The 22,727-nt window shown below is 39.3% G+C and carries 23 protein-coding genes; 17 read left to right on the forward strand and 6 right to left on the reverse strand.

The window, feature by feature from the left end; translation table 11 throughout:
• Positions 1 to 18: 18 nt before the first annotated feature.
• Genes SGI74_08575 through ung form a run of 4 tightly spaced genes read left to right on the forward strand, consistent with a single transcriptional unit; the run spans position 19 to position 4,687 of the window.
• Positions 19 to 861 carry an outer membrane beta-barrel domain-containing protein gene (locus SGI74_08575; protein MDZ4677550.1) on the forward strand — a complete coding sequence of 281 codons (843 nt, stop codon included), beginning with the start codon at positions 19 to 21 and terminating at the stop codon, positions 859 to 861.
• Positions 862 to 885: 24 nt separating this feature from the next.
• A complete protein-coding gene (locus SGI74_08580) occupies positions 886 to 3,300 on the forward strand; it encodes a hypothetical protein (protein ID MDZ4677551.1) in 2,415 nt (804 codons plus the stop codon).
• Between the two features lie 3 nt (positions 3,301 to 3,303).
• Positions 3,304 to 3,942, forward strand: a complete 639-nt coding sequence (locus tag SGI74_08585; protein MDZ4677552.1) for a hypothetical protein — start codon at positions 3,304 to 3,306, stop codon at positions 3,940 to 3,942.
• A gap of 55 nt (positions 3,943 to 3,997) precedes the next feature.
• The gene (ung, locus tag SGI74_08590) at positions 3,998 to 4,687 is read left to right on the forward strand and encodes a uracil-DNA glycosylase (GenBank protein MDZ4677553.1); all 690 of its coding nucleotides are present in this window, start codon (positions 3,998 to 4,000) and stop codon (positions 4,685 to 4,687) included.
• 11 nt (positions 4,688 to 4,698) lie between these two features.
• Here ung and SGI74_08595 read toward each other — a convergent pair whose 3' ends face one another.
• Both SGI74_08595 and SGI74_08600 read right to left on the reverse strand, forming a co-directional pair.
• Positions 4,699 to 5,355: a class I SAM-dependent methyltransferase gene (locus tag SGI74_08595; protein MDZ4677554.1), complete on the reverse strand. Its 657-nt coding sequence runs from the start codon at positions 5,353 to 5,355 to the stop codon at positions 4,699 to 4,701.
• A 107-nt stretch (positions 5,356 to 5,462) separates the two neighbouring features.
• Complete coding sequence (locus tag SGI74_08600; protein MDZ4677555.1) at positions 5,463 to 6,497, reverse strand: hypothetical protein; 1,035 nt, start codon at positions 6,495 to 6,497, stop codon at positions 5,463 to 5,465.
• A 13-nt stretch (positions 6,498 to 6,510) separates the two neighbouring features.
• Here SGI74_08600 and SGI74_08605 point away from each other — a divergent pair, with 13 nt between their 5' ends.
• The 3 genes from SGI74_08605 (at position 6,511) to SGI74_08615 (ending at position 8,085) form a co-directional block, all read left to right on the forward strand.
• Positions 6,511 to 6,879 (forward strand): type II toxin-antitoxin system RelE/ParE family toxin, encoded by a 369-nt coding sequence (locus SGI74_08605; protein MDZ4677556.1) that lies wholly within the window; start codon positions 6,511 to 6,513, stop codon positions 6,877 to 6,879.
• Positions 6,880 to 6,882: 3 nt separating this feature from the next.
• Positions 6,883 to 7,146 carry a HigA family addiction module antitoxin gene (locus SGI74_08610; protein ID MDZ4677557.1) on the forward strand — a complete coding sequence of 88 codons (264 nt, stop codon included), beginning with the start codon at positions 6,883 to 6,885 and terminating at the stop codon, positions 7,144 to 7,146.
• A gap of 162 nt (positions 7,147 to 7,308) precedes the next feature.
• Entirely contained in the window at positions 7,309 to 8,085 is a 777-nt protein-coding gene (locus tag SGI74_08615; protein ID MDZ4677558.1) for a hypothetical protein, read from the forward strand.
• On the opposite strand, the gene SGI74_08620 is transcribed toward SGI74_08615, so the two are convergent.
• Positions 8,060 to 9,424 (reverse strand): M14 family zinc carboxypeptidase, encoded by a 1,365-nt coding sequence (locus tag SGI74_08620; protein ID MDZ4677559.1) that lies wholly within the window; start codon positions 9,422 to 9,424, stop codon positions 8,060 to 8,062. The genes SGI74_08615 and SGI74_08620 overlap by 26 nt on opposite strands.
• Before the next feature lie 338 nt (positions 9,425 to 9,762).
• Between SGI74_08620 and SGI74_08625 the strand changes: the two genes are divergently transcribed.
• Complete coding sequence (locus SGI74_08625) at positions 9,763 to 10,848, forward strand: hypothetical protein (GenBank protein MDZ4677560.1); 1,086 nt, start codon at positions 9,763 to 9,765, stop codon at positions 10,846 to 10,848.
• Between the two features lie 3 nt (positions 10,849 to 10,851).
• Here SGI74_08625 and SGI74_08630 read toward each other — a convergent pair whose 3' ends face one another.
• Genes SGI74_08630 through SGI74_08640 form a run of 3 tightly spaced genes read right to left on the reverse strand, consistent with a single transcriptional unit; the run spans position 10,852 to position 14,741 of the window.
• The gene (locus SGI74_08630) at positions 10,852 to 12,648 is read right to left on the reverse strand and encodes an ABC transporter ATP-binding protein (GenBank protein ID MDZ4677561.1); all 1,797 of its coding nucleotides are present in this window, start codon (positions 12,646 to 12,648) and stop codon (positions 10,852 to 10,854) included.
• On the reverse strand, positions 12,645 to 14,408 hold the full coding sequence (locus tag SGI74_08635) for an ABC transporter ATP-binding protein (protein ID MDZ4677562.1): 1,764 nt from the start codon (positions 14,406 to 14,408) through the stop codon (positions 12,645 to 12,647). Before SGI74_08635 ends, SGI74_08630 begins: the two co-directional genes overlap by 4 nt.
• A 9-nt stretch (positions 14,409 to 14,417) precedes the next feature.
• Positions 14,418 to 14,741: a hypothetical protein gene (locus SGI74_08640; GenBank protein ID MDZ4677563.1), complete on the reverse strand. Its 324-nt coding sequence runs from the start codon at positions 14,739 to 14,741 to the stop codon at positions 14,418 to 14,420.
• Positions 14,742 to 15,007: 266 nt separating this feature from the next.
• Here SGI74_08640 and nuoB (SGI74_08645) point away from each other — a divergent pair, with 266 nt between their 5' ends.
• Genes nuoB (SGI74_08645) through SGI74_08685 form a run of 9 tightly spaced genes read left to right on the forward strand, consistent with a single transcriptional unit; the run spans position 15,008 to position 22,727 of the window.
• Positions 15,008 to 15,487 carry an NADH-quinone oxidoreductase subunit NuoB gene (nuoB, locus tag SGI74_08645; GenBank protein MDZ4677564.1) on the forward strand — a complete coding sequence of 160 codons (480 nt, stop codon included), beginning with the start codon at positions 15,008 to 15,010 and terminating at the stop codon, positions 15,485 to 15,487.
• 13 nt (positions 15,488 to 15,500) lie between these two features.
• Positions 15,501 to 17,180 carry an NADH dehydrogenase (quinone) subunit D gene (gene nuoD, locus SGI74_08650; GenBank protein ID MDZ4677565.1) on the forward strand — a complete coding sequence of 560 codons (1,680 nt, stop codon included), beginning with the start codon at positions 15,501 to 15,503 and terminating at the stop codon, positions 17,178 to 17,180.
• Positions 17,177 to 17,656: an NAD(P)H-dependent oxidoreductase subunit E gene (locus SGI74_08655; GenBank protein MDZ4677566.1), complete on the forward strand. Its 480-nt coding sequence runs from the start codon at positions 17,177 to 17,179 to the stop codon at positions 17,654 to 17,656. The genes nuoD and SGI74_08655 overlap by 4 nt, the downstream gene beginning before the upstream one ends.
• Positions 17,656 to 18,945 (forward strand): NADH-quinone oxidoreductase subunit NuoF, encoded by a 1,290-nt coding sequence (nuoF, locus tag SGI74_08660; GenBank protein ID MDZ4677567.1) that lies wholly within the window; start codon positions 17,656 to 17,658, stop codon positions 18,943 to 18,945. Before SGI74_08655 ends, nuoF begins: the two co-directional genes overlap by 1 nt.
• A complete protein-coding gene (locus SGI74_08665) occupies positions 18,926 to 20,422 on the forward strand; it encodes a 2Fe-2S iron-sulfur cluster-binding protein (protein MDZ4677568.1) in 1,497 nt (498 codons plus the stop codon). The genes nuoF and SGI74_08665 overlap by 20 nt, the downstream gene beginning before the upstream one ends.
• Positions 20,419 to 20,943, forward strand: coding sequence for an NADH-quinone oxidoreductase subunit I (locus SGI74_08670; protein MDZ4677569.1), 525 nt, complete (start codon positions 20,419 to 20,421; stop codon positions 20,941 to 20,943). Before SGI74_08665 ends, SGI74_08670 begins: the two co-directional genes overlap by 4 nt.
• Positions 20,940 to 21,425, forward strand: coding sequence for an NADH-quinone oxidoreductase subunit NuoB (gene nuoB / locus SGI74_08675; protein ID MDZ4677570.1), 486 nt, complete (start codon positions 20,940 to 20,942; stop codon positions 21,423 to 21,425). Before SGI74_08670 ends, nuoB (SGI74_08675) begins: the two co-directional genes overlap by 4 nt.
• The gene (locus tag SGI74_08680; protein ID MDZ4677571.1) at positions 21,406 to 21,687 is read left to right on the forward strand and encodes a hypothetical protein; all 282 of its coding nucleotides are present in this window, start codon (positions 21,406 to 21,408) and stop codon (positions 21,685 to 21,687) included. The genes nuoB (SGI74_08675) and SGI74_08680 overlap by 20 nt, the downstream gene beginning before the upstream one ends.
• The gene (locus SGI74_08685; GenBank protein ID MDZ4677572.1) at positions 21,687 to 22,727 is read left to right on the forward strand and encodes a hypothetical protein; all 1,041 of its coding nucleotides are present in this window, start codon (positions 21,687 to 21,689) and stop codon (positions 22,725 to 22,727) included. Before SGI74_08680 ends, SGI74_08685 begins: the two co-directional genes overlap by 1 nt.

A 22,727-nucleotide genomic window follows, 5' to 3' on the forward strand; every position in this document is an offset into this window, starting at 1 on the left:
TAGAGCATTGGAGGATATATGCGTACTCTCAATATATTAGGCACACTTGTGTGTCTTTTACTCGTACTTGTATGTGAGTCCACAGAGGCTCGAACTAATAAGTATGATCGTGGAAGTTCTAAGAAAAGTGATAGTGCTCTAAAAGATTCAGCACCCGCTGAAACTGATAAGGCCACTTCGGCGACGTCTTCTCCGGGTAATGCTGAGAAAAAGATCGATATCAGTGATCTTGAAAATAAGTATTGGACAGCAAAAGATACTGAATTCAATGTTGTTCAAAACCGTCTGTATACTAAAGCAAAAAAGTTTTCTGTTACACCTACAACTGGGCCCTTATTAACTGATTCATTTAACACGTCCTGGAACTACGGTGTGGCGTTGAACTATTATTTTACCGAACGAGAGGGTGTTGAGGTGACAGGGTGGAAAACTGCTTCGACTCCTTCGAGTACAACGAGTTATTTTACCAATCGATTTGCTGTGCAACCTGATTATAATATTCACTCAGGTTTTATCGGGGTTTCTTATAATTGGATTCCAGTTTATGCAAAACTAAGCTTACTTGAAAAAAAGATATTTTATTTTGATATGTCTCTTTCTCCAGGTTTGGGTGTTAGTTTTATGAATTCAAATACATTTGCGACTACTGTTTCTAATTCAGCTGCAAGAGCACAAACGCCAATAACATTGTCACTGGATTTTGCACAGCAAGTATTCATCTCTGAACACTTTGCACTTCGCTTAGATCTTCGTAATCATTTTTACCAAGAGAAGATTTATAAAGCAGATCTTCAAACAGAAGTGCAAAGTAAATCGACGTACTACGGTTCAATTATGTTGGGTGTGACGATCTTTCAATAAATGTAGAAGGGTACGGGGAAGTGCATGGGTAATTTAATTGGTTTCATTATTGTGAGTATAATGGCTTCATCTGTGGTTCAAGCCCGCATGATGGATCATGAAGGCAATTTGTCAGATCACGCCCAAACAGTAAAAATTGAATCGCCTCAAATAAAGTCAGTATGGTCATGGAATACTTTAAAGGCTAAAGTGACTAATAAAATGAACAGTTGGTTTAATAAATCTCCTATTGTGAATTCAATTGTGAAATCTGCTGATACAGAAATTGATTCATCAGCACGCTCCATTGCTAGTTTTGAAGCGGCAAAAGTCAGTATGAAAAAGGCTGTTGAACAAGTGAAAGTCTTGCAGGTAGTGAAGGTTGCTACCAAAGGAGTTCCATTTAAAGATGAAAATCTAATTTTAGGGCGTAATAATGTGCCCGTATTTGAATTTAAAAAGTTTAAAGCCCGTGTATTGGCTTTGAAAATCAAAAAGATACCAGAGCTAAATATCGGAAGTGAAGCTGTTTTAGATTCAGATACACTTAAAGAATTTGTCGTTGAGCCCTTACCATTAGTCAAATTTACCGATATCAAAGCACTTGATTCGCCCGAACTTTTGTCAGATCTAAAATTTAAACAAGAACTTGGCGAGTCAGTTATTTTGGCAAAAGATCAAGTAGTAATTGACATCCCCATTCTTACTGAAAAAGAGAAAGTAACTTCTGAAAAAATCGATAAGCTAGTATATAAACTTGATTCTGAATTTCAAGTCGTAGAAATGCCAGTTAATAAGCTCAATGAAGAAGAGTTAAAAATGCTTCGTGCCATGATACTTTTTGAAAAAAAAGATCAGTGTCATATTGCTTCAGGAATATTTTCAGACCTGACTAATTCTGAAAATTATCAAGTAAAAGAAAGTAGTAGGTTTTACCTGGGGCTTTGTCTTCATGAAATGCGCTTGCCTTCGGAAGCTTTGCATTATCTTTTAAAAATTATTAGAGCAAATGATGTTCGTTACACAGCGGCAGCCATCGCAGCGAGTGTTGAAGAGATTCAACTTCAACATGAGAATGATGTGGCTGAGGCGATTTTATCTGTAAAAGATGTGAAGTTATACCCAGCAGATAAAATATCTGACGTGCACTATTTGTTAGCGAAATATTTTATCAAAAAAGATCAGCCAGAAAAAGCGCTTGATCATGCTCAGAAAGTTCAGCCAAAGAATGTTCATTATTATAAAGCTCAATATATCGCATCAGTAGCTGAATACGTTGTTGGTAAATTAGATGCTTCATTAAAACGTCAGAATGAAATTGCCGCTGAACTTATTCGTAAGAATACAAATAAAGATATTCTAGCTCTTATTCAGGTAAATACTGGTCGCGTTGCATTTCAAAAAGGAAAGTACAAAGATTCATTAGAGGCATTTAGAAAAGTTCCGAAAGACCATCCTGTATGGATGCAAGCACTTACTGAGCAGGCTTGGGCGCAACTTCAGTATAAAGATGCAGCTGGTGCCATTGGCAATATGCATTCCATACATTCACCTTATTTTGAATCGGTGTTTAAGCATGAAAGTTATGTCGTGCGTTCTATTGGCTATTTAAATATTTGCCAATATGCAGATGCATATAAGTCACTTGCTTATCTTGAGCACAAGTATCTTCCTTGGCTGGCTAAGATGGAAGAGTACAATAAGAAAAGTGATTTAAAGAAGGTATATCAAACTGTTGCTACATATCTTCAGGGCAAATCTAGTATGAATGTTGATAATGTACCCTATCAGGCACTTCGCGAGGTAGCTCGTCAAAGAGATTTTTTAAACGCACAAGATAGTATAAATCAACTTATTGATGAGCATGGTGGTTATGCGTTCGTTAAAAGGCTAATTGAAAAAGATAAAATAAATCTTTTGGCTAGACGCAATGCTACCATTACTAAGATTGCTCAAATACAACAAAAAATTAAAAAGATTAAGAATACTCCAAGTGCCCCTCGTCAATCAGAAGCTTGGCGCTTTGAACTCACTAATCTTGAAGACTTTCTATCTATTTATGAATTTAAAGTGTTAACTCTTAAAGAAAGTTTGACGGGGATTGAACGCCTAGCGCCAGTTGCTCAAGAGCGTATTGCAAAATCAAAAAATGAAATTCGAGTGCAAGCTGGTAAAATTTTAAAACAAAATTTTACACAACTCATTCGCGATTTAAAAAAGAACTTAGATAATAATGAACTTATTAAGTATGAAATCTATGCAGATAGTGGCGAAAATATTAGGTATCAAGTTGCTGGTGGAAAAGTCGGGGGGCCAAGCAAATTGAGTGAAAGTCGAAAACCCACAGGTATGAATTGGGATTTCGACGGTGAATTTTGGGAAGATGAAATTGGAAATTACAGATCGTCATTAAAGAATAACTGCCAAGCCAATAGTGCTGTGCAGGCTAAAAAGGAGTAGTTTATGGTTATGGTGAAATTTTTTGTCTCATTAAGTATTATATTGTTTTTTACACGCGCTGCTTGGAGCCAAGAGGTTAAAAGTCAACTTGAGCAAATGAATACCAATGCTGTGAATAGTGAGAAAAATAAAGAAAACTATGAAAAGAATCAAAAGACTGCAGAGCAAAATTTAAAAACTATCGACGATAATTTAAAAACACTTTCAGAGCAACGTAATCAAATTCGTGAAAATAGTAAAAAAGCAGATCAAAATGTATTAACAATGGGCAAACAAGAATTGCAAATTCAAGAGTTAGTTAAAAAAGAGAAAGTGACAATTGACACAGAGAAAAAACAAATTGAGCAACTTCAAGTTAAGATGGATCAGGTAAATAAAAACATCAAAAAACGTGATGAGAATCTTCTGGCATATAAAACCAAGCTTGAGACCATTTCAAAAGAAAAAGAAGAATGGCTTAATCAAAAAAAGGCTGCTCAAAGTCTTGAAAAATCAATCGATGAAAAAGAAAAATTAGCTCAGACTGATAGAGGTGAGTGGAAGAAAAAAGCTCAAGCCTATTCAGCCGAAGTTGCTAAATGGAAAAATGAGGCCAATGAGAATAAAGCGCTTCATAAGAAATACGAGAAACTTAATAAATAACTATTCGACATGGGTGTAACTTTGAGTCTATCTATCTCTTAAGAAGAGGTAATGAGTGGCTCAAGTTGATCGCATTAAAATTGAACCTGAGTGGAAAGCACTGCTTAAATATGAGTTTGCGATGCCTTACATGGTAGAGCTTAGGGCATTTCTTAAAGAGCAATTGTCCAAAAAGAAAATTATTTATCCAAAGCCTTCAGAGATTTTTAATGCTTTTAAACATACTCCTTATAGCAAAGTAAAAGTCGTGATTCTAGGGCAAGACCCTTATCACGGCCCAGGTCAAGCTCACGGGCTTTGCTTTTCAGTGCGTAAAGGAGTGAAGCCTCCGCCATCTTTGCAAAATATATTTAAAGAAATCGAAACAGATGTGAAAATTTCGCGCCCTACAAATGGCGAGCTTACCTATTGGGCCGATCAAGGTGTTTTACTTTTAAATACAGTTTTAACTGTCGAAAATGCCAAAGCCGGTTCTCATCATGGCAAAGGCTGGGAGCGATTCACTGATCGGGTGATTCAAACTCTAAACCACAGCGAGAAACCTTTGATTTTTGTTCTGTGGGGAAGCCCCGCTCAGAAAAAAGCAGAGCTGATTACGAATAAAAAACATGTGATTTTAAAATCTCCTCATCCTTCACCACTGTCAGCTCACCGCGGGTTTTTAGGCAATAAGCATTTTTCTAAAATCAATTCTTGTTTGGTAAAATGGGGAGAAAAGCCCATTGATTGGGCAACGAATTATTGATGCGTTTGGAGTTATTTCTTTTTAGCTAAAACGTAAAATTGTCCCGTGAGAAAATCAGTGAAGGCCCCAAAAAGCAGGGAATTCAAAACGCTATATTTTGAAGAAGCCATGATTTTTCGTTGGAGTGATTCGATTTCAAACCCTGTGCGATTAACCATTTGAGAAACTTCTTTGCGCGTGAAAAATCGAATATGATCAATGTCTAAAATTCCAGAATCTTGGTAGGTGAATTCACCTTTGAAAATCAAAGATCGCAAAATACGATAATGGCGAATATTTGGAATAGAAATTAAAATATGGCCACCTGCTTTTAGATAGGGGCGAAACTTAAGTAAAATTCCCCACGGATCATAGAGATGCTCAAGCACATCAGCAAAGACAATACAGTCAAAGCTTGCTTCGCTGAAAGGAAGCTTAGTATTTTCAATATCACCGACAACGACTTCTTTAATATTCTTACGCGCTTTTTCTGCGGCTTCAGAATTTAATTCGATTCCTGAGACTTCACCCTTAAAGTTTTTCCAGCCTTCAGCAGCTCCGCAACCAACGTCTAATATTTTTTTACAGCCTGGTGGTATCATGGCAATAAGATCATCGCGCCGACTTTCGAAGTACTCAGGTTTTTTTTGAAAGAGTGAGCTTGATGTGCCCTGTTTTGTGAGATCCATAAGAGCTAAAATATGCAGGAATCTGAAATATTTAAAGTAAATTCGGTCTTTTTAAAATCCAGCTTAAACCCACTATAAGCTCAGATGTGAGCAAGGCGGTATTAAAACTAGTTATTAATGTGCAAATGGGTCCAGCGGATCTGAATCAACTCCACCTCATGCTGTGGAAAATCATGGGGATTTCTGTTGCCTGTTGTACTAAATATATCCTGATTTTCAGGTCTGAATCCATTTTCTGTTCTATGAAAACCCGGCCCAAATGTTCCATTACCTGAAGGCCCCGGATACCAAAAATCTGCTATGAGTGTTGTTGGATTTCCACCCAGTGTTCCAAACCATGTGGCATCAGCTTTATATAATTTTTCATGTCCAAAAGCAGTAAAAGTAAATAAATATCCTTGGTATCCTGAAGGATCATACATGATGTCAACCCCGGGCGTGGCATGGCATCCGCCCTGATAATTTTCAAAACATAATCGCTTTGGAGTAATTTCGTTGTTGGGACCCGTCCAATTTACACCATCCCAAGATTCGACATTATATACGGCATCAGTCGAGTTGTTTTTGACTTGGGTATACACAGCGACAAATCTATCATTTGGAATCTTTATGATTCTAAAATGCTGACAGCCCAGACTGCTTGAAGAGGTACAATTCAAATTTAGAGGACCAGAAAGCCTGGTCCAAGATGTGCCATTTGACGATACAGCAATTCCAATCTTACCATCATTATCAGTATTTGCAGAGTAAGGCCCACCAGTGTAATACATTACATAATTGTATGTTGTTCCCCCAATAGCGACGTTTTTTAAAACGGAGGGATCACAGACATGATAGCCATCAAAGCTTGCACCCCCACTGCTTTTAAAAACCTCTTGTGGGGCTGACCAATTTATTCTGTCATATGTCCATGAGTGCCAAATACTATCACGATTTCCAGTAGCATTATCGGTACCGCACCACCAAGATTTCCATTTTGAGTCGCTAGTATCAAAAAGAATTGTGGGGCCATAGTCATAAGATCCAAGATGGGCAGGATACGGTTTCTCATCAGGCCAAAGTTGTGGGGTTGGGGTAAATGAATCTGATGCGCTAACTGTTGCAATAGTTCTGGATGTAAACTGCTGTTGTTCACATGCCAATGAAGAAACACTGTTGTTGCATCAATTTAAAAAACTGGCTAAAAATACCGTTATACCGTATAATGTAATAATTGAGGATAGCAGCATGATCAAAGACTTTGGTAATAAGGCAGCTCAAGAAATATGGGAGACAGATTCTTCCAAGACTTTGCCGAATGAATTTTGGCTTCGAGCTAAAGCCCTTTTAACCATCATGCATAGCACTTCAACATTAGATGATTTGAAGATTCGAGGACAGCCGTCAAATGTACGTTTGCATAAACTCAAAGGGGATCGAAAACATCAGTGGAGTGTTACAATTAAACTCCCTTGGTGCATCACCTTCGAGTTTAAAAGTGGAGAGTTTTCGAATGTTAGAATTGAAAATTATCACAAAGGATAGAATATGATTAAAAATCCAAAACCGATGCATCCAGGACAAATCTTGAGTGAAATTTATATGACTGAAATGGGTCTTAACCAAACTCAGTTAGCTAACAAGTGTGGTTGCTCACCAAGAAAGATCAATGAGATCGTCAACGGCAAGCGCGCGATTTCCCCTGAGTTTGCCATTGAGCTAGAAAAAGTTCTTGGTATCACGGCAGAGATGTGGGTTCGCATGCAAGCAGAGTTTGATCTTTGGCGGGCTCGTCAGCAGGCAGCTTCTTAATCCGCAATTTAATGTGAAATCTTGGCCCAATTTCGTCTTTTGGCAAGGAGCTTAACAGTATAGCTGCGCTCTAATGTAATCAAGGGGTAGCTGACGATTGAATCTATAGGCTCAGGCTTTGCATTTTAATTTTGTGAATTACCTGATTATAAGAGGGTTAGTATGATGAAGTACCGAATTTTTACTCTGACTTCCATAGCCTTTACGGTTTTAACTGTACTTGTTATTTCAAAATCCTCATTTGGTTTGTCTGTAACGCCTCAGTTTGCGACCTCTCGTTTCATCAAAAGCGCACCACAAACTGATTCATCAAAATGTGTTAATCACGTACAAAGTGTACTTAACGATCACTCTAAGCATGCAGGTACTATGGTTTATGCACGGCAACTTCAACTTGATGAACTTACAAAAATGCGCAGTCATGCTTGGAAGATCGCAAGTTTTTCGACAATCCTTTTTGCTTTTAGCTTGGCACTTTTATGCACCCTTATTTTTTGGAAGTATATCTTTACTCAGCGATTTTCAAATTCCATGGCCATTGCACTTTCTGGTGTTTTGATCACGGTTAATTTTTGCGGTGCATTTTTCTGGGTCAGACACTCAGCCGATTCACATAAGAAATATGTGCAACAATTCAAAGCCAATTTAGACGATATTAATGTCGAAGTTTTACAGAGTAAAGGAAAACAAGCCCGCGGTAATTTAGGAAAATTTATTGTGAAAGTTCATTCAAGTTATATGGAAGTACCTAAAGCTTATTGGATTGCCATTAAAGATTTACCAAAAAAATCACGATGGTGGACTTTGGGGTGGGACTCTGTTTATTCAATTGATTTTGAATTAGCGACGGCTCAAGTTCTTAAAAATAGATTTGAACTTGAGGCCGCCGGAATGAAGAATGCTTTACCAATGATTAAGGAACTATGTTCCCAAGGCTGATGTTCATGTAATTCCCGTTGTTGGGAATAGCTTGTAAAAGCCCGACAGTAGTTTCAAATTCCGCACTTCGACCTGATACAGCTTTTACTACAAAGCGATATTTTCCAGGTTCAAGAACTTTGAAAAATTCTGAATTCCAAAAAGGAAATTTTCCTAATGAAATAGGCTGTGCTTTTAAATGGATAACCTCAACGAGTCCAACCTGATTAGCTTCGTTAATCTTAAAACCCGCGCCTTGATGAACTGTTTGTAAGAAGGCTAAGAGTGCGACTTTGTTATCGCGGTAATAACCATCAATGGTTGAGTATTGTGGCCATTTCTCGCCAGAGAGTTCTACCGTGAAGTGAAGATCGTTGTACCAATAGGTGGTGTAATCTTGCATCCCGCCATTAACTTCATACCAATCATAACCATTGGTGATTCCATTTTGAAATTCAGTAGAATTTGCCATGTAGGGAACGCGGCTTGCGTAGTCGAGGCTGATTTTGCGGGCAAGACTATCTTGTGGGTGACGAACATGTGCGGTATCCCAAACATAGTTCACCACTTCGGCGCCAGTGTGAAAGTTTGCAGACATCGAAAAGTGATGAGCTACTTCAAATTTCATCATGGCTTGTGTTTCGGGTTCGCGGCCTTCAGCGATGTTGGTATTGCTGAGTACTGAGAAGTCAGGAAAGTTTCTATTTAAATCAAGACCTCGTCCGTTGTAACGAGTGCGCGCTTCAGAACCATCGGGGTTCATGCTGGGCATGATATAAACCTCAGTATTATTGATGAGGGTTGTGATTTCTTGATTTACTCCGTAGCCTTTTCCTAAATCATCAATGAGTCTCATCATGAGTTCTCGACCCGTGATTTCATCGCCATGCATGCTTGAAACAAATTTTACTTCTGGTTCTATTTCATCACTTTGAACATTGTCTGAAATTTTCACCATCCAAAGATCGCGGCCTCTGTGACTTTTGCCCAATGAAGTCAGTGTCATGATACTCGGATATTTTGCTTGGAGATCTTGTAAGCCCTTTGTGATTTGTGCATAAGTCGGATAATCAGCCATCGGGTCAAGTGGGTCCATGGGAATTTCTAAGCGCTTGTATGAAATCTTTTTTGCATCGAGCATCTTTTCAAAACCTGTAGGGCCATAAAGTTCATAGCCTTTAGAGCTGACGTGATCGATAACTAAACTTTTGCTATTTTTAAATTCACCAAGAAACTGTTTATCTGGATCTTGAACAAAGACACCACTTTGTACGAATACTTCATATTCTTTATTTGCTGTACTAAAAGCTGTTATCGCAACAGTGAGTATCGTGAGTAATGCAACGAGTCCGTGTTTCATTATATCCCCCATAAATGCATCACATAGTAAGTCGCCCCGTGCGACTGTGCCTGATGTGTGTTGTGAAAATTGTATGGCTAGATTGGTTTTTGAAGCAAATGATTAATGTTTGGGATGTGTGTGTAATGAGCTTTCGAAGATTAGGGGCATGGGTGGTTTCGTGGTGCGTAATGATTGTTTGATGAATATTTTGTGGCGGCTGGTTGAGGGGTGAGTGCCGCAGGAAAAATAAAAACAACCTGCAGAGAAAACTTGTCATTAAAATAAATTATGGGAAAACCTGGCATCAAAATTAAGTGCAATTTACAGATTATTTAATTTGACGATGTTTTTGTGAAGTGGTCGATTCAACAATTAAGAATTTAATCTTGTATTATGAGCAAAAGGGTGTCACTGCTCAAAACATTAGTTTCTTAACTTCGGCTTTTTTTATTACTGTTACATCGTCATTTTACTTAGGAAATGAAATTCCGCCAAATAGACGCTATATTCTTGATTTTATCACAAGACATCTTGATCTGATTCTGCAGGCAGATCCCAATGGAGTTGGTACAAGAAATACGGTTCTAGTTTTGTGTGCTATGACTATGCCTCATCTTTACGAAAAAGTTGTGAATACGATTCTTGCTCAGGCTCAAACATCTCGCACTGAAACTGATATCAAAATTTTACCAGATCATATTCGAAATTTAGCATGGTCCCCCCTAGCTCGAAAAATTAACTATATGCCTGAATCTCTTTTCTTGCGTGTTTTGGCTGTGACACCAAATGAAGTTCAGGCGCTTTCAGCATTTGCACAATATGTAAGTAGGGCTGGTTATAGTTTAGAAACCACTCGTAGTTTCTACAGTCGAATAGAAAAACATCCTGATTTAGGTTCATCTGAAATTTGTGGTCTTATGAACGCATACGCAAAGTCAAATCTACCTATTCAAGAAAGAAAAATGGCGATTCAAAGACTTCAAAAAAATCCAACAGGAGGCCATTTAATGCCTCCTTGTACTTTAATAGTCGGGCTGATAAAGCCGGATTTATTTTCAAACCTGATCGGCTTAGCTGATCAATACGTGTCCAACCAGAGTCATGAGCCCTATGTGCGTGGTGGCGCCATACTTGTATATGGTTTGTCTGACTTGCCGTTTGCTCAAAGAAAAGCAAAGATCGAGAGTGTATTAAGATCAAACCAATTTAGTAATGAATCTATGCAAGCTTTGATGCCTTACCTGATCGACGGATTCGGCATTACAAATATTGAACAATATATGGAAATCCTACGTATCGTTGCGACATACCGCCAAATTGAGGATGAAAGTCAAATTGGATATGTGGTCAACTTTCTGAATACAACTAAATCGTTGAGTGATGCACAAAAAGCAGAAATTCGAAGGCTCTTTCATCTTCCAAAAGAAGTAAGCATGAATTGAAATTCAATGAGCGACTTGTTTACTCAGCTGCAAATTATAAAGCTTGTTGTAAATTCCACCAGACGCGAGTAGCTCATCATGACTTCCTTGTTCGGCGAGTTTTCCGCCATCAAGAACTAAAATACGATCGCATTCCAAAATAGTTGAAAGCCTATGCGCAATTATAATGCTCGTTCGCCCTTTGGTAACTTCTTTTGTGGCTTGTTGAATGAGCATTTCACTTTGTGAATCAATGTGAGCTGTGGCCTCATCTAAAATCAAGACATCGGGATTAAACGCTAACACGCGAGCAAAGCTGAGGAGTTGTTTTTCTCCTGTTGATAGATTTGCACCACGTTCTTGAATTTCTGCATCAAGCCCATGAGCGTGTTTACTTATGAGCTCTTCGCAGTTTGCTTTTATTGCAGCTTGTCTGACTCGTTCCCGTGAAATAAGTGGATCATTCAACGAAATATTTGAAGCGATGGTTCCTTTAAACACTAAGTAATCTTGTTGAACTACACCAATACGGCGTCTGAGTTCATGTTTATGCACCGTACGCACATCTTGACCATCTAATAAAATACTTCCGCCACTATCAGTGTCGAGTTCATAAAATCCTTGTAGTAAACTCACGATAGTGCTTTTGCCACTTCCAGTTGCTCCTACGATGGCAATGCTTTGCCCAGGCTTTATTGAAAAATTAATTTCCTCAAGAACATTGCCCACATCACTTGTGTAGGCAAAGTGAACATTTTTAAATTCAATGTGCCCCATGACTTTTGCCGGCATGAGTTTACCATCAATGCGTTCTTGTTTTTCATCAAGTACAGTAAAGATTCTTTCTGCACTGGCAAGGCTTGCTTGAAAGGTTTGGTATTTTTCTAAAATATTTCTTAACGGTGATAAAAAATCTTGTACGTGCATCAAAAATGCAATCAAAGACCCAACAGCAATTGCTGATTGATCATTGAGCATTCCGCCATAATAAAGTGCAACTGTCACAGTTATAGCATTAAACCCGCTAAGCACGGGGTTTAGCCATGCCAGATACTTTAAGTTTTCTAATTGCACGTCTCGATAATCGGTATTGAGTTTTTTAAATCTATCGATGTGCCGATTTTCTTGAACGTAGAGTTGAATGACTTTCATTCCAGAAATATTTTCTGCGACAAAAGAATTAATCATGGCTAGACGTTTTTTAAGGCGACGTAAAGTGTCTCGCGCTTTTTGACTCAGCCAAATTGAAACCCAAAGCATCACAGGAGAAATTGCCAAAACAACCAACGTGAGTTTCACACTGATAAAAGCCATGGCACCAACGATAGCTATAAGGCTGATTGAATCTGTAAATACGCTCACTAGACCCGCAGTAAAAAGATCAGCAAGTGAACTAAAATCATTTGTTACGCGAGTCACAAGTCTACCCACCGGGGTACGATCAAAAAATCTGATGGGTAGTTTTTGAATATGTGAGTAAACGTTTGAGCGCAGATCATATATGACTTTAAGACCTAAAACTTGAAAGAAATAAGTTTCTGCAATAACCATCAAAAGTCTTAAGACTTCTAAAGAAAAATATACGGCACAAATTTTCCAGAGAAGTTCTAAATTTTTGGGCAAGATTACATTATCGACGGCATAACCAACAAGATTTGGTAATATACGGCCAACGATAGTGTGAACAATCACAAGGCCCGTTACAAAAAGAAGGTGCCATTTATACTCAGCAATGTAAGGCCAAATACGTACGACTAAATCTTTGTAGCGTGTACGTGCAGAAAGTACGTCTTCTTGCATGCCGCTATTTTGTTCGCTCATGTGTACCCCTGAAGTTGAAGGAGTTCACGATATGTACTACTTGTAGTGCGCAGTTCTTCTGGTGTGCCAAAACCTTCAATGGCTCCATCTTTTAAAACCATAATGCGATTACAAAGTGAGAGTGTGCTCAGGCGATGACTAATAATAATTGTTGTGTGTTTTTGCGTTTCTTCTTTAAGACGACGCAAAATCAGGGTTTCAGTTTCGGCGTCAACAGCAGAAAGTGAATCATCAAAAATAATGACCGGGCTTTTACGTAAAAGTGCTCGGGTAATGGTCATGCGTTGTTTTTGCCCACCCGATAAATTTACACCCCTTTCACCAAGCATTGTGTCGTAACGCTGAGGAAGGGCTTCGATTTCATCTTCAAGTTTTGCAATTTGAGCAACACGTGTGAGGTGATCAACCGATGCAGTGGCTTCCATTCCAAATGACATATTTTCTGTGATACTTGCGCTAAATAAAAATGTGTCTTGTGGAACCAGAGAAATATGTCGTCTCAAAGTTTGAAGTGAAATGTCATTGATATCGATTGAGTTAATAAAAATTTTTCCGCGCTCAACGGCATAGAGATGGCATAGAAGTTGTGCTATTGTTGTTTTTCCAGAACCCACGGGGCCGACAATTCCTAATGTGTCCCCTGGGTAAATATTCAAAGAAATATCTTTAAGTGCTAATCGAGTTGAGTAGGGGTAACTAAAATTTAAATTTTTAATTTCAATGAGACCATTTAATTGAGGCTCAACAACTTGATCGATTTTAACAGTCGGCATTGAATTGTTAAGTTTATGCGCGTGTAGTTGAACATCAGGTGCTGTATTTAAAAACTCATCGATGCGCTCAAGACTAGCGCGTGCTTGTGAGATAAGTGAAAACCCCCAACCTACAGCCGTCATTGGCCAAACCATTTTTATGATGTAACGTTGGAATGCGACAAACCCACCAATGGTGAGAACACCGCCGAGAACATCTTTTGAACCAAGATAAAGTAAAACAACAACACCAACTGATACGCAAAATTCCATCACGGGGTGCATAAAGCTCTCAGCCCAAGCGACCGTCTGGCTATGATCTTGCCACTTGCAACTTGCGGTATTAAATACCTTCACCTGATTTTCTTCTTGAACATAACTTTTAATGATACGAATTCCGGTTATACCTTCTTGCGTGATGCCTGATAATTCACTGAATCTTTCTTGAACTTCGAGAAATCGTCGGTGAATCACGTTTCCTAACCAATGAATAAAAAATGGAAGAATCGGCAAGAGCGCTAAAGTTTTAAAAGTCAGTGGAATCGATAGCGCCATCATGATTGGTGGTATAGTTAAAAAATAAAGAAATGCATCGGTGAGTACCAAAAGCCCCGGACCCATTCCCATGCGAATAGTTTCAACATCATTGGTGACTAAACTCATGAGTTCACCAATTGGATTTTTAGAATAAAATGTTGGCCCTAATTCTGTGAGTTTTTTAAATACCCGCTCACGCAAATCTTTTGCGAGGTTTTGATGAAATTTTCCAAATTGCATGCGCCAATGAAATCTCACAATGGCCAAAGCAAAAGTAATTATGGCAAAAAGTGCTGCGGTTTTTCCCAATTCATTAAGAGGTGCTTTATTTGTGATTTGATCAACTCCACGCATGATGATCAGCGGAGGTAGCACATCAAGGATATTGGTAAGGACGAGAAAACCTATACCGATCCAAAAATAGCGGCCATAAAGTGCCATATAAAAACGTAAGTATCTGTAATATTGCATAGATGTGAATTAAGTCTCTTTGTCTGGTCCTAAAATTTGTTCTAAAACTTTGCGATCTTCTGGAGATATTACCGTACTTTTTAAAAGGCTGCGAGCCTTGGCGCGTTGTTCTTCGGGATCATGTTTTAATTGTTTGGTGCCTGTAGGTTGTTCATCTTGAGTTTTTTCTTGTTTACTCACTGCGACGACGAAAGCGGGGCTGGTGGCTGATTCTGATGAATCTTGGGTCTTTGATTTTTTTCTTTTAGTACTATGATGTGGTCCGTCGGAGAGTGGCTTTGCCTCGACGGCCTTTTGAGCGGGCGATTTAGATTTTTCTGCAATTTTGCTCATACATTATTCCTCGGCTTATTCTCAATTATGAAGGGGCACTAAACATCAGTACAAGACCGGTTTAAGAGTTAAAAATAACTCCCAGCGTTACTAAGATTTCAGTGGTCTAGAAAGATAGGTCTATGTCAAAGTAAGTCGATACATCATATTTCGAAAACACTAAGCGTGTAGGGTATATAAGTAATGCACGGCAATTCAAAAAGGTAAGACAAGTGCCAGTACAGAATACGACAAATAATATTCAAATTGAAGTGAACCCAAATGACATGGATCAAATGTTAAATACAGGGGTTCTCACGACTAAGGCCCAGCAGTTTATTAGTTGGGGAAGAAAAAACGCACTTTGGCCACTCCCTTTTGGTACTGCCTGTTGCGGAATCGAATTCATGTCAGTTGTTGGACCTCGCTATGACGTTGCTCGTTTTGGTGCAGAGGTTGTTAGGTTTTCTCCTCGCCAAAGTGATCTGCTTATTGTCGCAGGAACCATTACTGAAAAAATGGCACCTGTACTTAAACTTATCTACGATCAAATGCTCGACCCTAAATGGGTTTTGAGTATGGGAGCTTGTGCTTCGAGTGGCGGTTTTTATCGTGCATACCATGTTCTTCAGGGAGCAGATAAAATTATTCCAGTTGATGTTTATGTCCCCGGGTGTCCACCGACTCCTGAAGCTGTTATAGATGGCATTATGAAAATTCAAGAACTCATTGGCTCAGGTAAAAAACGTTCCTACGCAAGATCATAAGTAAAGGGTAGAAATGAAAGAGATTTTAAAAAGAATCCAAGAAGATCTATCGCGAAATTTTCAACAGGAATTGAAATTTTCAGAATCCTTTGGCGATTTTGTAATCAACTTTCCCAAAGAAAAAGTTGTACCCTTGATGAAGTATCTTAAAGAGCGCCATAAATTTGATTTTATGCTCGATCTCTGCGGCGTTGATTACCCCAATAGAACAAAACGATTTGATGTGGTTTATCACCTCTATGCTCCGTCTACAAAAGCCCGTGTGCGCCTAAAGACTGAAGTTGGTGAAAATGAAACCATTGATTCTATTTGCACTGTTTGGAAGGGCGCAAATTGGTTTGAGCGTGAAGCTTACGACATGTTTGGTTTGATATTTAAAAATCATCCCAATTTAAGAAAACTTCTCACCCATCAAAATTTCGTTGGTCATCCGTTAAGAAAAGATTACGACGCCAATCATCAGCAATCGACAAATTCAGTTGAACCTATTTGGTTTAACCCGGATCCAGAATATAAATTTGATCCTGAAAAACCGTTGGTGCCGATTAATATTGGCCCAAGTCATCCGGCAACACACGGCACACTTAGAATTATGGCAGAGCTCGACGGAGAAACTGTCACTCGCTGTAACGTGGAAATTGGTTATCTTCACCGCTGTTTTGAAAAAATGGCTGAGACACATCTGTATAACCAAATTATTCCATACACAGATCGTTTGAATTACTGCTCAGCTCCTATGAACAATGTTGGTTTTTGTAAAACAGTTGAGCGTATGCTTGATGTTGAGCTTCCACCAAAAGCAATTGCCATGAGAGTAGTACTCTCTGAACTTTCCCGTGTGATTGATCATCTGGTTTGCATTGGTACCAACGCTGTTGATTTGGGTGCACTCACTGTTTTTTGGTATATCTTTGAACAGCGCGAACGGGTTTACACTTTGTTTGAAAAACTTTGTGGTGCGCGCCTCACAGTAGCACTCACACGTATTGGCGGGATGGCTTATGATAATCCTCCTGGCTGGGAAAAAGAATGTCTTGAGACCGTAGCTGGAATCAAAAAAGCTGTTGAAGAATTAGACAATCTTCTCACAGAAAATAAAATTTTTATTGGCCGTACACAAGGTGTTGGGAAAATCTCAGCTGAAGACGCCATCGCATACGGCTACACAGGCCCCTGCTTACGCGCAAGTGGTGTTAATTTAGATTTAAGAAAAGCTGAACCTTATTACGGTTATGATCAACTTGATTTTGATGTTCCCATCGGAACAAACGGCGACACCTATGATCGCTATCTTGTTCGTATGGAAGAAATGCGCCAATCACTTAAAATCGTCGAGCAAGTTTGTAAAAACATGCCCGCAGGTGATTACACAATTCGCGATAAAAATATTGTATTGCCTGACAAAAAAGATGTTTGGGGAAATATCGAAGGTCTGATGAATCACTTCATGCTTGTCATTAAGGGTGTGAGACCTCCGGTTGGTGAAATTTATGATTACACCGAAGCCGCAAATGGTGAGTTGGGTTTTTATCTCATCAGCGATGGTGGCCCCAAACCGTATCGCTTAAAAGTGCGACCGCCGTGTTTTCCGATTTATCAATCTTTCCCCGCGATGATGAAGGGCTCCTATGTGGCCGACGTTGTTGCGGCTCTGGGAAGTCTTAATATTGTAGCTGGAGAATTAGATCGATGACACAAAAGTCAGAGTTACCTTTAAAAAGTAAAACTTATATTCAAAAAGAATTAAAGCGTTACGAAGTGCGTGAGTCAGCATTAATACCTGCACTTTTTGAAGCGCAAAAAGTATTTGGGCATATCACACCTGAGGTCATCGATATTTTGGCTATGGAAATGGACATCCCTCAAGCACGGATTTCTGAAGTGGCAAATTTCTACACGATGTTTAATAAAAAACCTGTGGGCAAATTTCATATTCAAGTTTGTACAAACATCAGTTGTGCCATGGTCGGTGCTCGAGAAACAATGGATTATATTTGTGAAAAAACAGGCAGTAAGCCTGAAGAAATTAGTAATGATGGGCGATTCACCGTTTCAGCAGTTGAATGTTTGGGTTCATGCGGAACAGCTCCTATGGCACAAATCAATGATGAGTATCATGAGAATTTAACTCATGAAAAAATCGATAAATTATTGGAGAAGCTTAAATAATGGAAACAAAACTTCTCTCTGAACATTACGAAAATCCACAATTTGTAACCCTTGAAGGCTACAAGAAAAACGATGGCTACACGGCCATTAAAAAAGCATTCAAGATGAAGCCTGAAGAAGTAATTGCGGAAGTAAAAGCCTCAGGGCTTCGCGGTCGCGGTGGTGCTGGTTTTATGACGGGTATGAAATGGGGATTTTTACCTAAAAATGATGAACCTCGTTATTTACTTTGTAATGCTGATGAAGGAGAGCCAGGCACATTTAAAGACCGCATGATGATGGAGCGTGCTCCCCATCAATTAATTGAAGGCATGATCATTTCAGCTTATGCAATTTCATCTAAAAAATCTTACATCTATATTCGCGGTGAATATTATCACTGTTACAAAATTATTGAAAAAGCACTTCAAGAAGCTTACGACGCAGGTTATTTGGGTAAAAATATTTTAGGTTCAGGTTTTGACCACGATATGGATGTATACCGAGGCGCTGGTGCCTACATCGTCGGTGAAGAGACAGCCCTTATCAGTTCTCTTGAAGGTAAAAAGGGTCAGCCAAAATTAAAACCGCCATTTCCTGCTGTTAAAGGTTATTTAACTAAACCTACAATTGTTAACAATGTTGAAACTCTTGCAACGGTTACTTGGATTCTCAATAACGGTGCTCAAGCTTTCAGAAAATATGGCACCGAAAAATCAACAGGTTCAAAACTTTATTCAGTCAGCGGAAATGTGAATAAACCAGGTGTTTATGAGGTTCCACTGGCTTATCCATTTAAAGATCTTTTAGAAAATGAATGCGGTGGGATGAAGCCTGGCTATAAATTAAAAGCACTCATTCCTGGAGGGCCATCGTGTCCGGTGCTTACTGCTGAAGAAGCCATGCGTGCCACCATGGATTACGAATGCATGCAGACAATGGGTTCAATGCTGGGCTCAGGTGGTGTTATTGTTATCGATGACAAACAGTGCATGGTGGATCTGCTCTCAATATTGATGAAATTTTATCATCATGAAAGCTGTGGGCAATGCACACCTTGTCGCGAAGGCACAGGCTGGCTTGAAAAATTAACTACATCTATTGGTACCGGAAAAGCAAAATTAGCAGAAGTAACATTACTCGACAAAGTGGCTAGGCACATGATGGGTACAACAATTTGTGCCTTGTCTGATGCAGCGGCTATGCCTGTTATAAGTTTTGTCTCAAAGTTTCGTGATGAGTTTGAATTTCATATTCACGAGAAGCGTTGCAAAGTGAAGGGAACATGTCATGCCCAAAATCACCATTAACGATCAAACCGTCGAAGTCCCCAATGGATGGATGGTTATTCAGGCAGCACAAAAATTAAATATTCCCATTGCTCACTACTGTTGGCATGAGGGCTTGAGCATCGCTGGTGCTTGCCGCATGTGTATGGTTGAAGTTGAGAAAATGCCAAAACTCCAAGTGGCCTGCAATACTCCCATCACTGATGGAATGATTGTTCGTACAGATACTGAAAAAGTTAAAGACGCTGTTAAATGGGCCCTTGATTTTCATTTGATCAATCATCCACTTGATTGCCCAATTTGTGATCAAGCCGGTGAGTGTAAACTTCAAGACTATTACATGACCTATGGTCTTTACACACCTGAGATGAATCAGGATAAAGTTAAAAAAGAAAAAGTCATCGGTTTAGGTGATCGCGTTGTTTTAGATCAAGAGCGTTGCATTCTTTGCTCACGTTGCGTGAGATTTACGTCAGAAGTTTCTAAAACTCACGAACTCGGTATTTTTAATCGTGGTGATCGAAGTGTTATTGGCACATTTGAAAATCGCCCGCTCAATAATAATTACAGCGTAAATACCGTTGATATTTGCCCTGTGGGAGCACTCACGAGTAAAGATTTTAGATTTAAACAACGCGTTTGGTTTTTAAAAGAATTTGATTCCGTTTGTAATCGGTGCTCCACAGGTTGCAATGTGACTGTTAGCTATAATCAAAATGGCGTTTTCAGAGTAAAACCAAAAGTAAATCACGAAGTAAATGGCTTTTGGATGTGTGATCTAGGACGCGATGTTTATAAACACACCAATAAAGAATACCGTCTTGATCAGGTTGTTGAAAAAAATCATGAGTTAGGGGGAGCCTCAGTTAAAGGTAAACCCGTAGCTCAAGCGATTCAAGAAATCGCAAAGAGTATGAAAAATCACATTTCTCAACATGGTTCTGAAAGTGTAGCCATCGTCTTAACAGCTCAATACACTGTTGAAGAATTAGAAACCTTTGTTGAGTTTTTCAGTCAGAAATTAAAAGTAAATCGATTTTACTACTGGAAGAATAACGAAGAGTCCTTTGATGCATTTGACGGACTATTACTCAGGGGCGATAAAAATCCTAATACCAATGGCCTCATGAAAGTAATGTCGCAGCATAAAATTAAAGGGTCATGGCAAGATTTTGAAAAAGCAGTCGCTAGTGGTGAAATAAAAATGACTGTTGTTGCGGGCCCCGAAGATCAAGAGGTCTATTCTGATTTAGAGGCTAAATTACCTGTATTTAAAAAAGCAGGTGAAATGGTTTGGCTCACGAGTTGTAAGAATGAAAAATTTAATGATTTTAAATGGCAAATCCCCATGAAGAGTTTTGTTGAAAAAGAAGGAACTTTTGTAAACTTCAAAGGAATTGAACAAAAAATTAAAGCCGGCGTAAAAATTATTCCAAGTGCCATTTCATTAAAAGAAGTGGCCGCAGGCTTGAAAGAAAGTATGGGAGTAGCTCAATGAGCGTAGTCAAAAGGCCGAGTGCAAAATCAAAGTGGTACCTCCCAGGTATTCTCACTGGTATGGCCATTACAATGAAGCACATGATTTTTAATCTCACGCACAGAAAAGATATCTTTACTATTGAGTACCCTGAAGAAAGATATCCCTACAGTGATCGCTTTAAAGGGAATCATATTCTCACTGTTAAAAAAGATGGTTCACTTCGTTGTACGGCTTGCATGTTGTGTGCGACATATTGCCCAGCAGAATGTATTTCAATTACTGCGGCTGAGCATGATGATCCTAATGTTGAAAAATATCCTATTTCATATGAAATCGATATTTTGCGATGTGTATTTTGTGGGCTTTGTGAAGAAGCTTGCCCCGTGGATGCGATTCGCATGGGCCCTGAGCACCAAACAGCAGCTATTGCTGGAGAAAATTTCATCTATGATATCAATCGCCTCGCGTATCGACCACAACTCAAGGGTGGAACTTTGAGTAAGGTAGATGATGAGGAACGTCGTAAGAAAGGCCTATGAGCTGGCTGACAACGCGGTATGAAACCATTGTCACACGTCTTGAAAACAAACATCACTTTCCTTGGGTAATGTCAGAAGGTTGTTGCACAACTGAATTAGAAAATGCAGGGCTGGCAACATACGACTGGCAACGATTAGGTGTTGATGACATTGCCACAGACCCAAGTCAGTCTAACCTTCTTCTCATTGCTGGATGGATCAACGAAAAACGCGCTGAAGAAATTAAATTTATCTACGATCAAATGCGAAAACCAACATCTGTAATTGCTATTGGAGCATGTGTACTTTCAGGCAGCCCCTATAGTTTAACACGCAATAAATCAGAGGTCATCAGGGCGTCTGATCTTGTTCCTGTCGACATTAATGTTGTGGGTTGTCCTCCAAGACCTGAGGCTATTTTATCTGCGATACTAGAATTGCAGAAAAAACTAAAACCCGGTCCGTCCGCTAGAGAGGTCTTACATGAAGCCCTCCGAGGTTGATTTTAATGAAGTAACTGTTCAAAAGCCAATTGAGGTGAATATCAATGAGCTCACCGCCTTTTTAAAAAAATGGCGCGTAGAACATGATGTGAGTAGTTATCTGGGTGCTATGATGACGACAAAAGGAATGCTGATATTATTATTTTCTCCGCGTTTTAATAAAGACATCGCTTTTTTAGTTATCGGATCAGAAGCTTCAAAAGCTTTAACTCGAACATTTGAAACCTTAGAACTCGTCATGCCAGTGCAGGGAGTTTATTGATGTTAGATTCAATCAATGCCTCATTAGCATATGATGGTGATCTGATTGCTTCTGTTCAAATTAAGCGCGGTGCAAATATTCGCCCACTATGGGCCAAGATGGAATCCCTTCACCCTGAACATATGATTTTATGGGCTGATCGATTTGATAGTCTGTGTCCGATCGCAAGTGAATGGGCACTTTGCCAAGCGCTTGAAGCTTCAGCAAAAATTAAAATTCCGAAACGCGCACAGTTTGTGCGCACCATATTGTGCGAGATCAATCGACTTGTATGGCTTACGACTTACCTGGGCCGTTTTACTCATGCTTTAGGTCAACGTGGTTTGACTCAACATGCTCTTCTTTTACGTGAACAAGTTTATCAAAGACAAGAAGAGCTCACCGGTGGAAGAATTCTTCCTCAAGCGTTTAATTTGGGTGGATGTCGTCGAGAGCTTGCTATTGGTGATGTGCAAAAAGTTAGACAATTCATTCAGGGCTTAAGATTTTCATGGGAGAAATGGCTCAATCTTGTAGCCGATGATCCGCTCGTACGTAGTCGTCTCACTGGGTTACTCGTGATTCCTCATGAATATATCGAGCGCATGTCTTGGTGGGGAGTAGTGGGTAAGGCGGGTGGTGTAAATTACGATAGTCGTCGCCATCGTCCTCATGGGGCTTATCCTTTTATTGATTTTACAATTCCTACACGTAGTGCAAGCGATGCACATTCTCGCTTTGAAGTTGCGATAGATGAAATTAATAATAGTCTTTCGATTATTGAAAACTTGTTGCGCATAATTCCATCAGAAATTGAACCTACTCCTGAGTATAAAACTTTCTCTCCAGGTTTTTATTTTGGCTCTGCTGAATCAGCAAAGGGGCCTGTGATTAGTGCTCTTGAAGTTACAGATAAGGGTGTCATCGCTTCGGTTAGACTCTTTACTTCGGGTCAAAGAGTGTGGCCCACTATCGATGAGATGTTTGAAGGTACAAGAGTCGAAGATTTTCAATTGGCATTAGCATCTTTAGGATTAGATCCTGAGGAGGCTGAACTTTGA

Source organism: Oligoflexia bacterium (assembly GCA_034439615.1).
In the GTDB taxonomy this organism is placed as follows: domain Bacteria; phylum Bdellovibrionota; class Bdellovibrionia; order JABDDW01; family JABDDW01; genus JAWXAT01.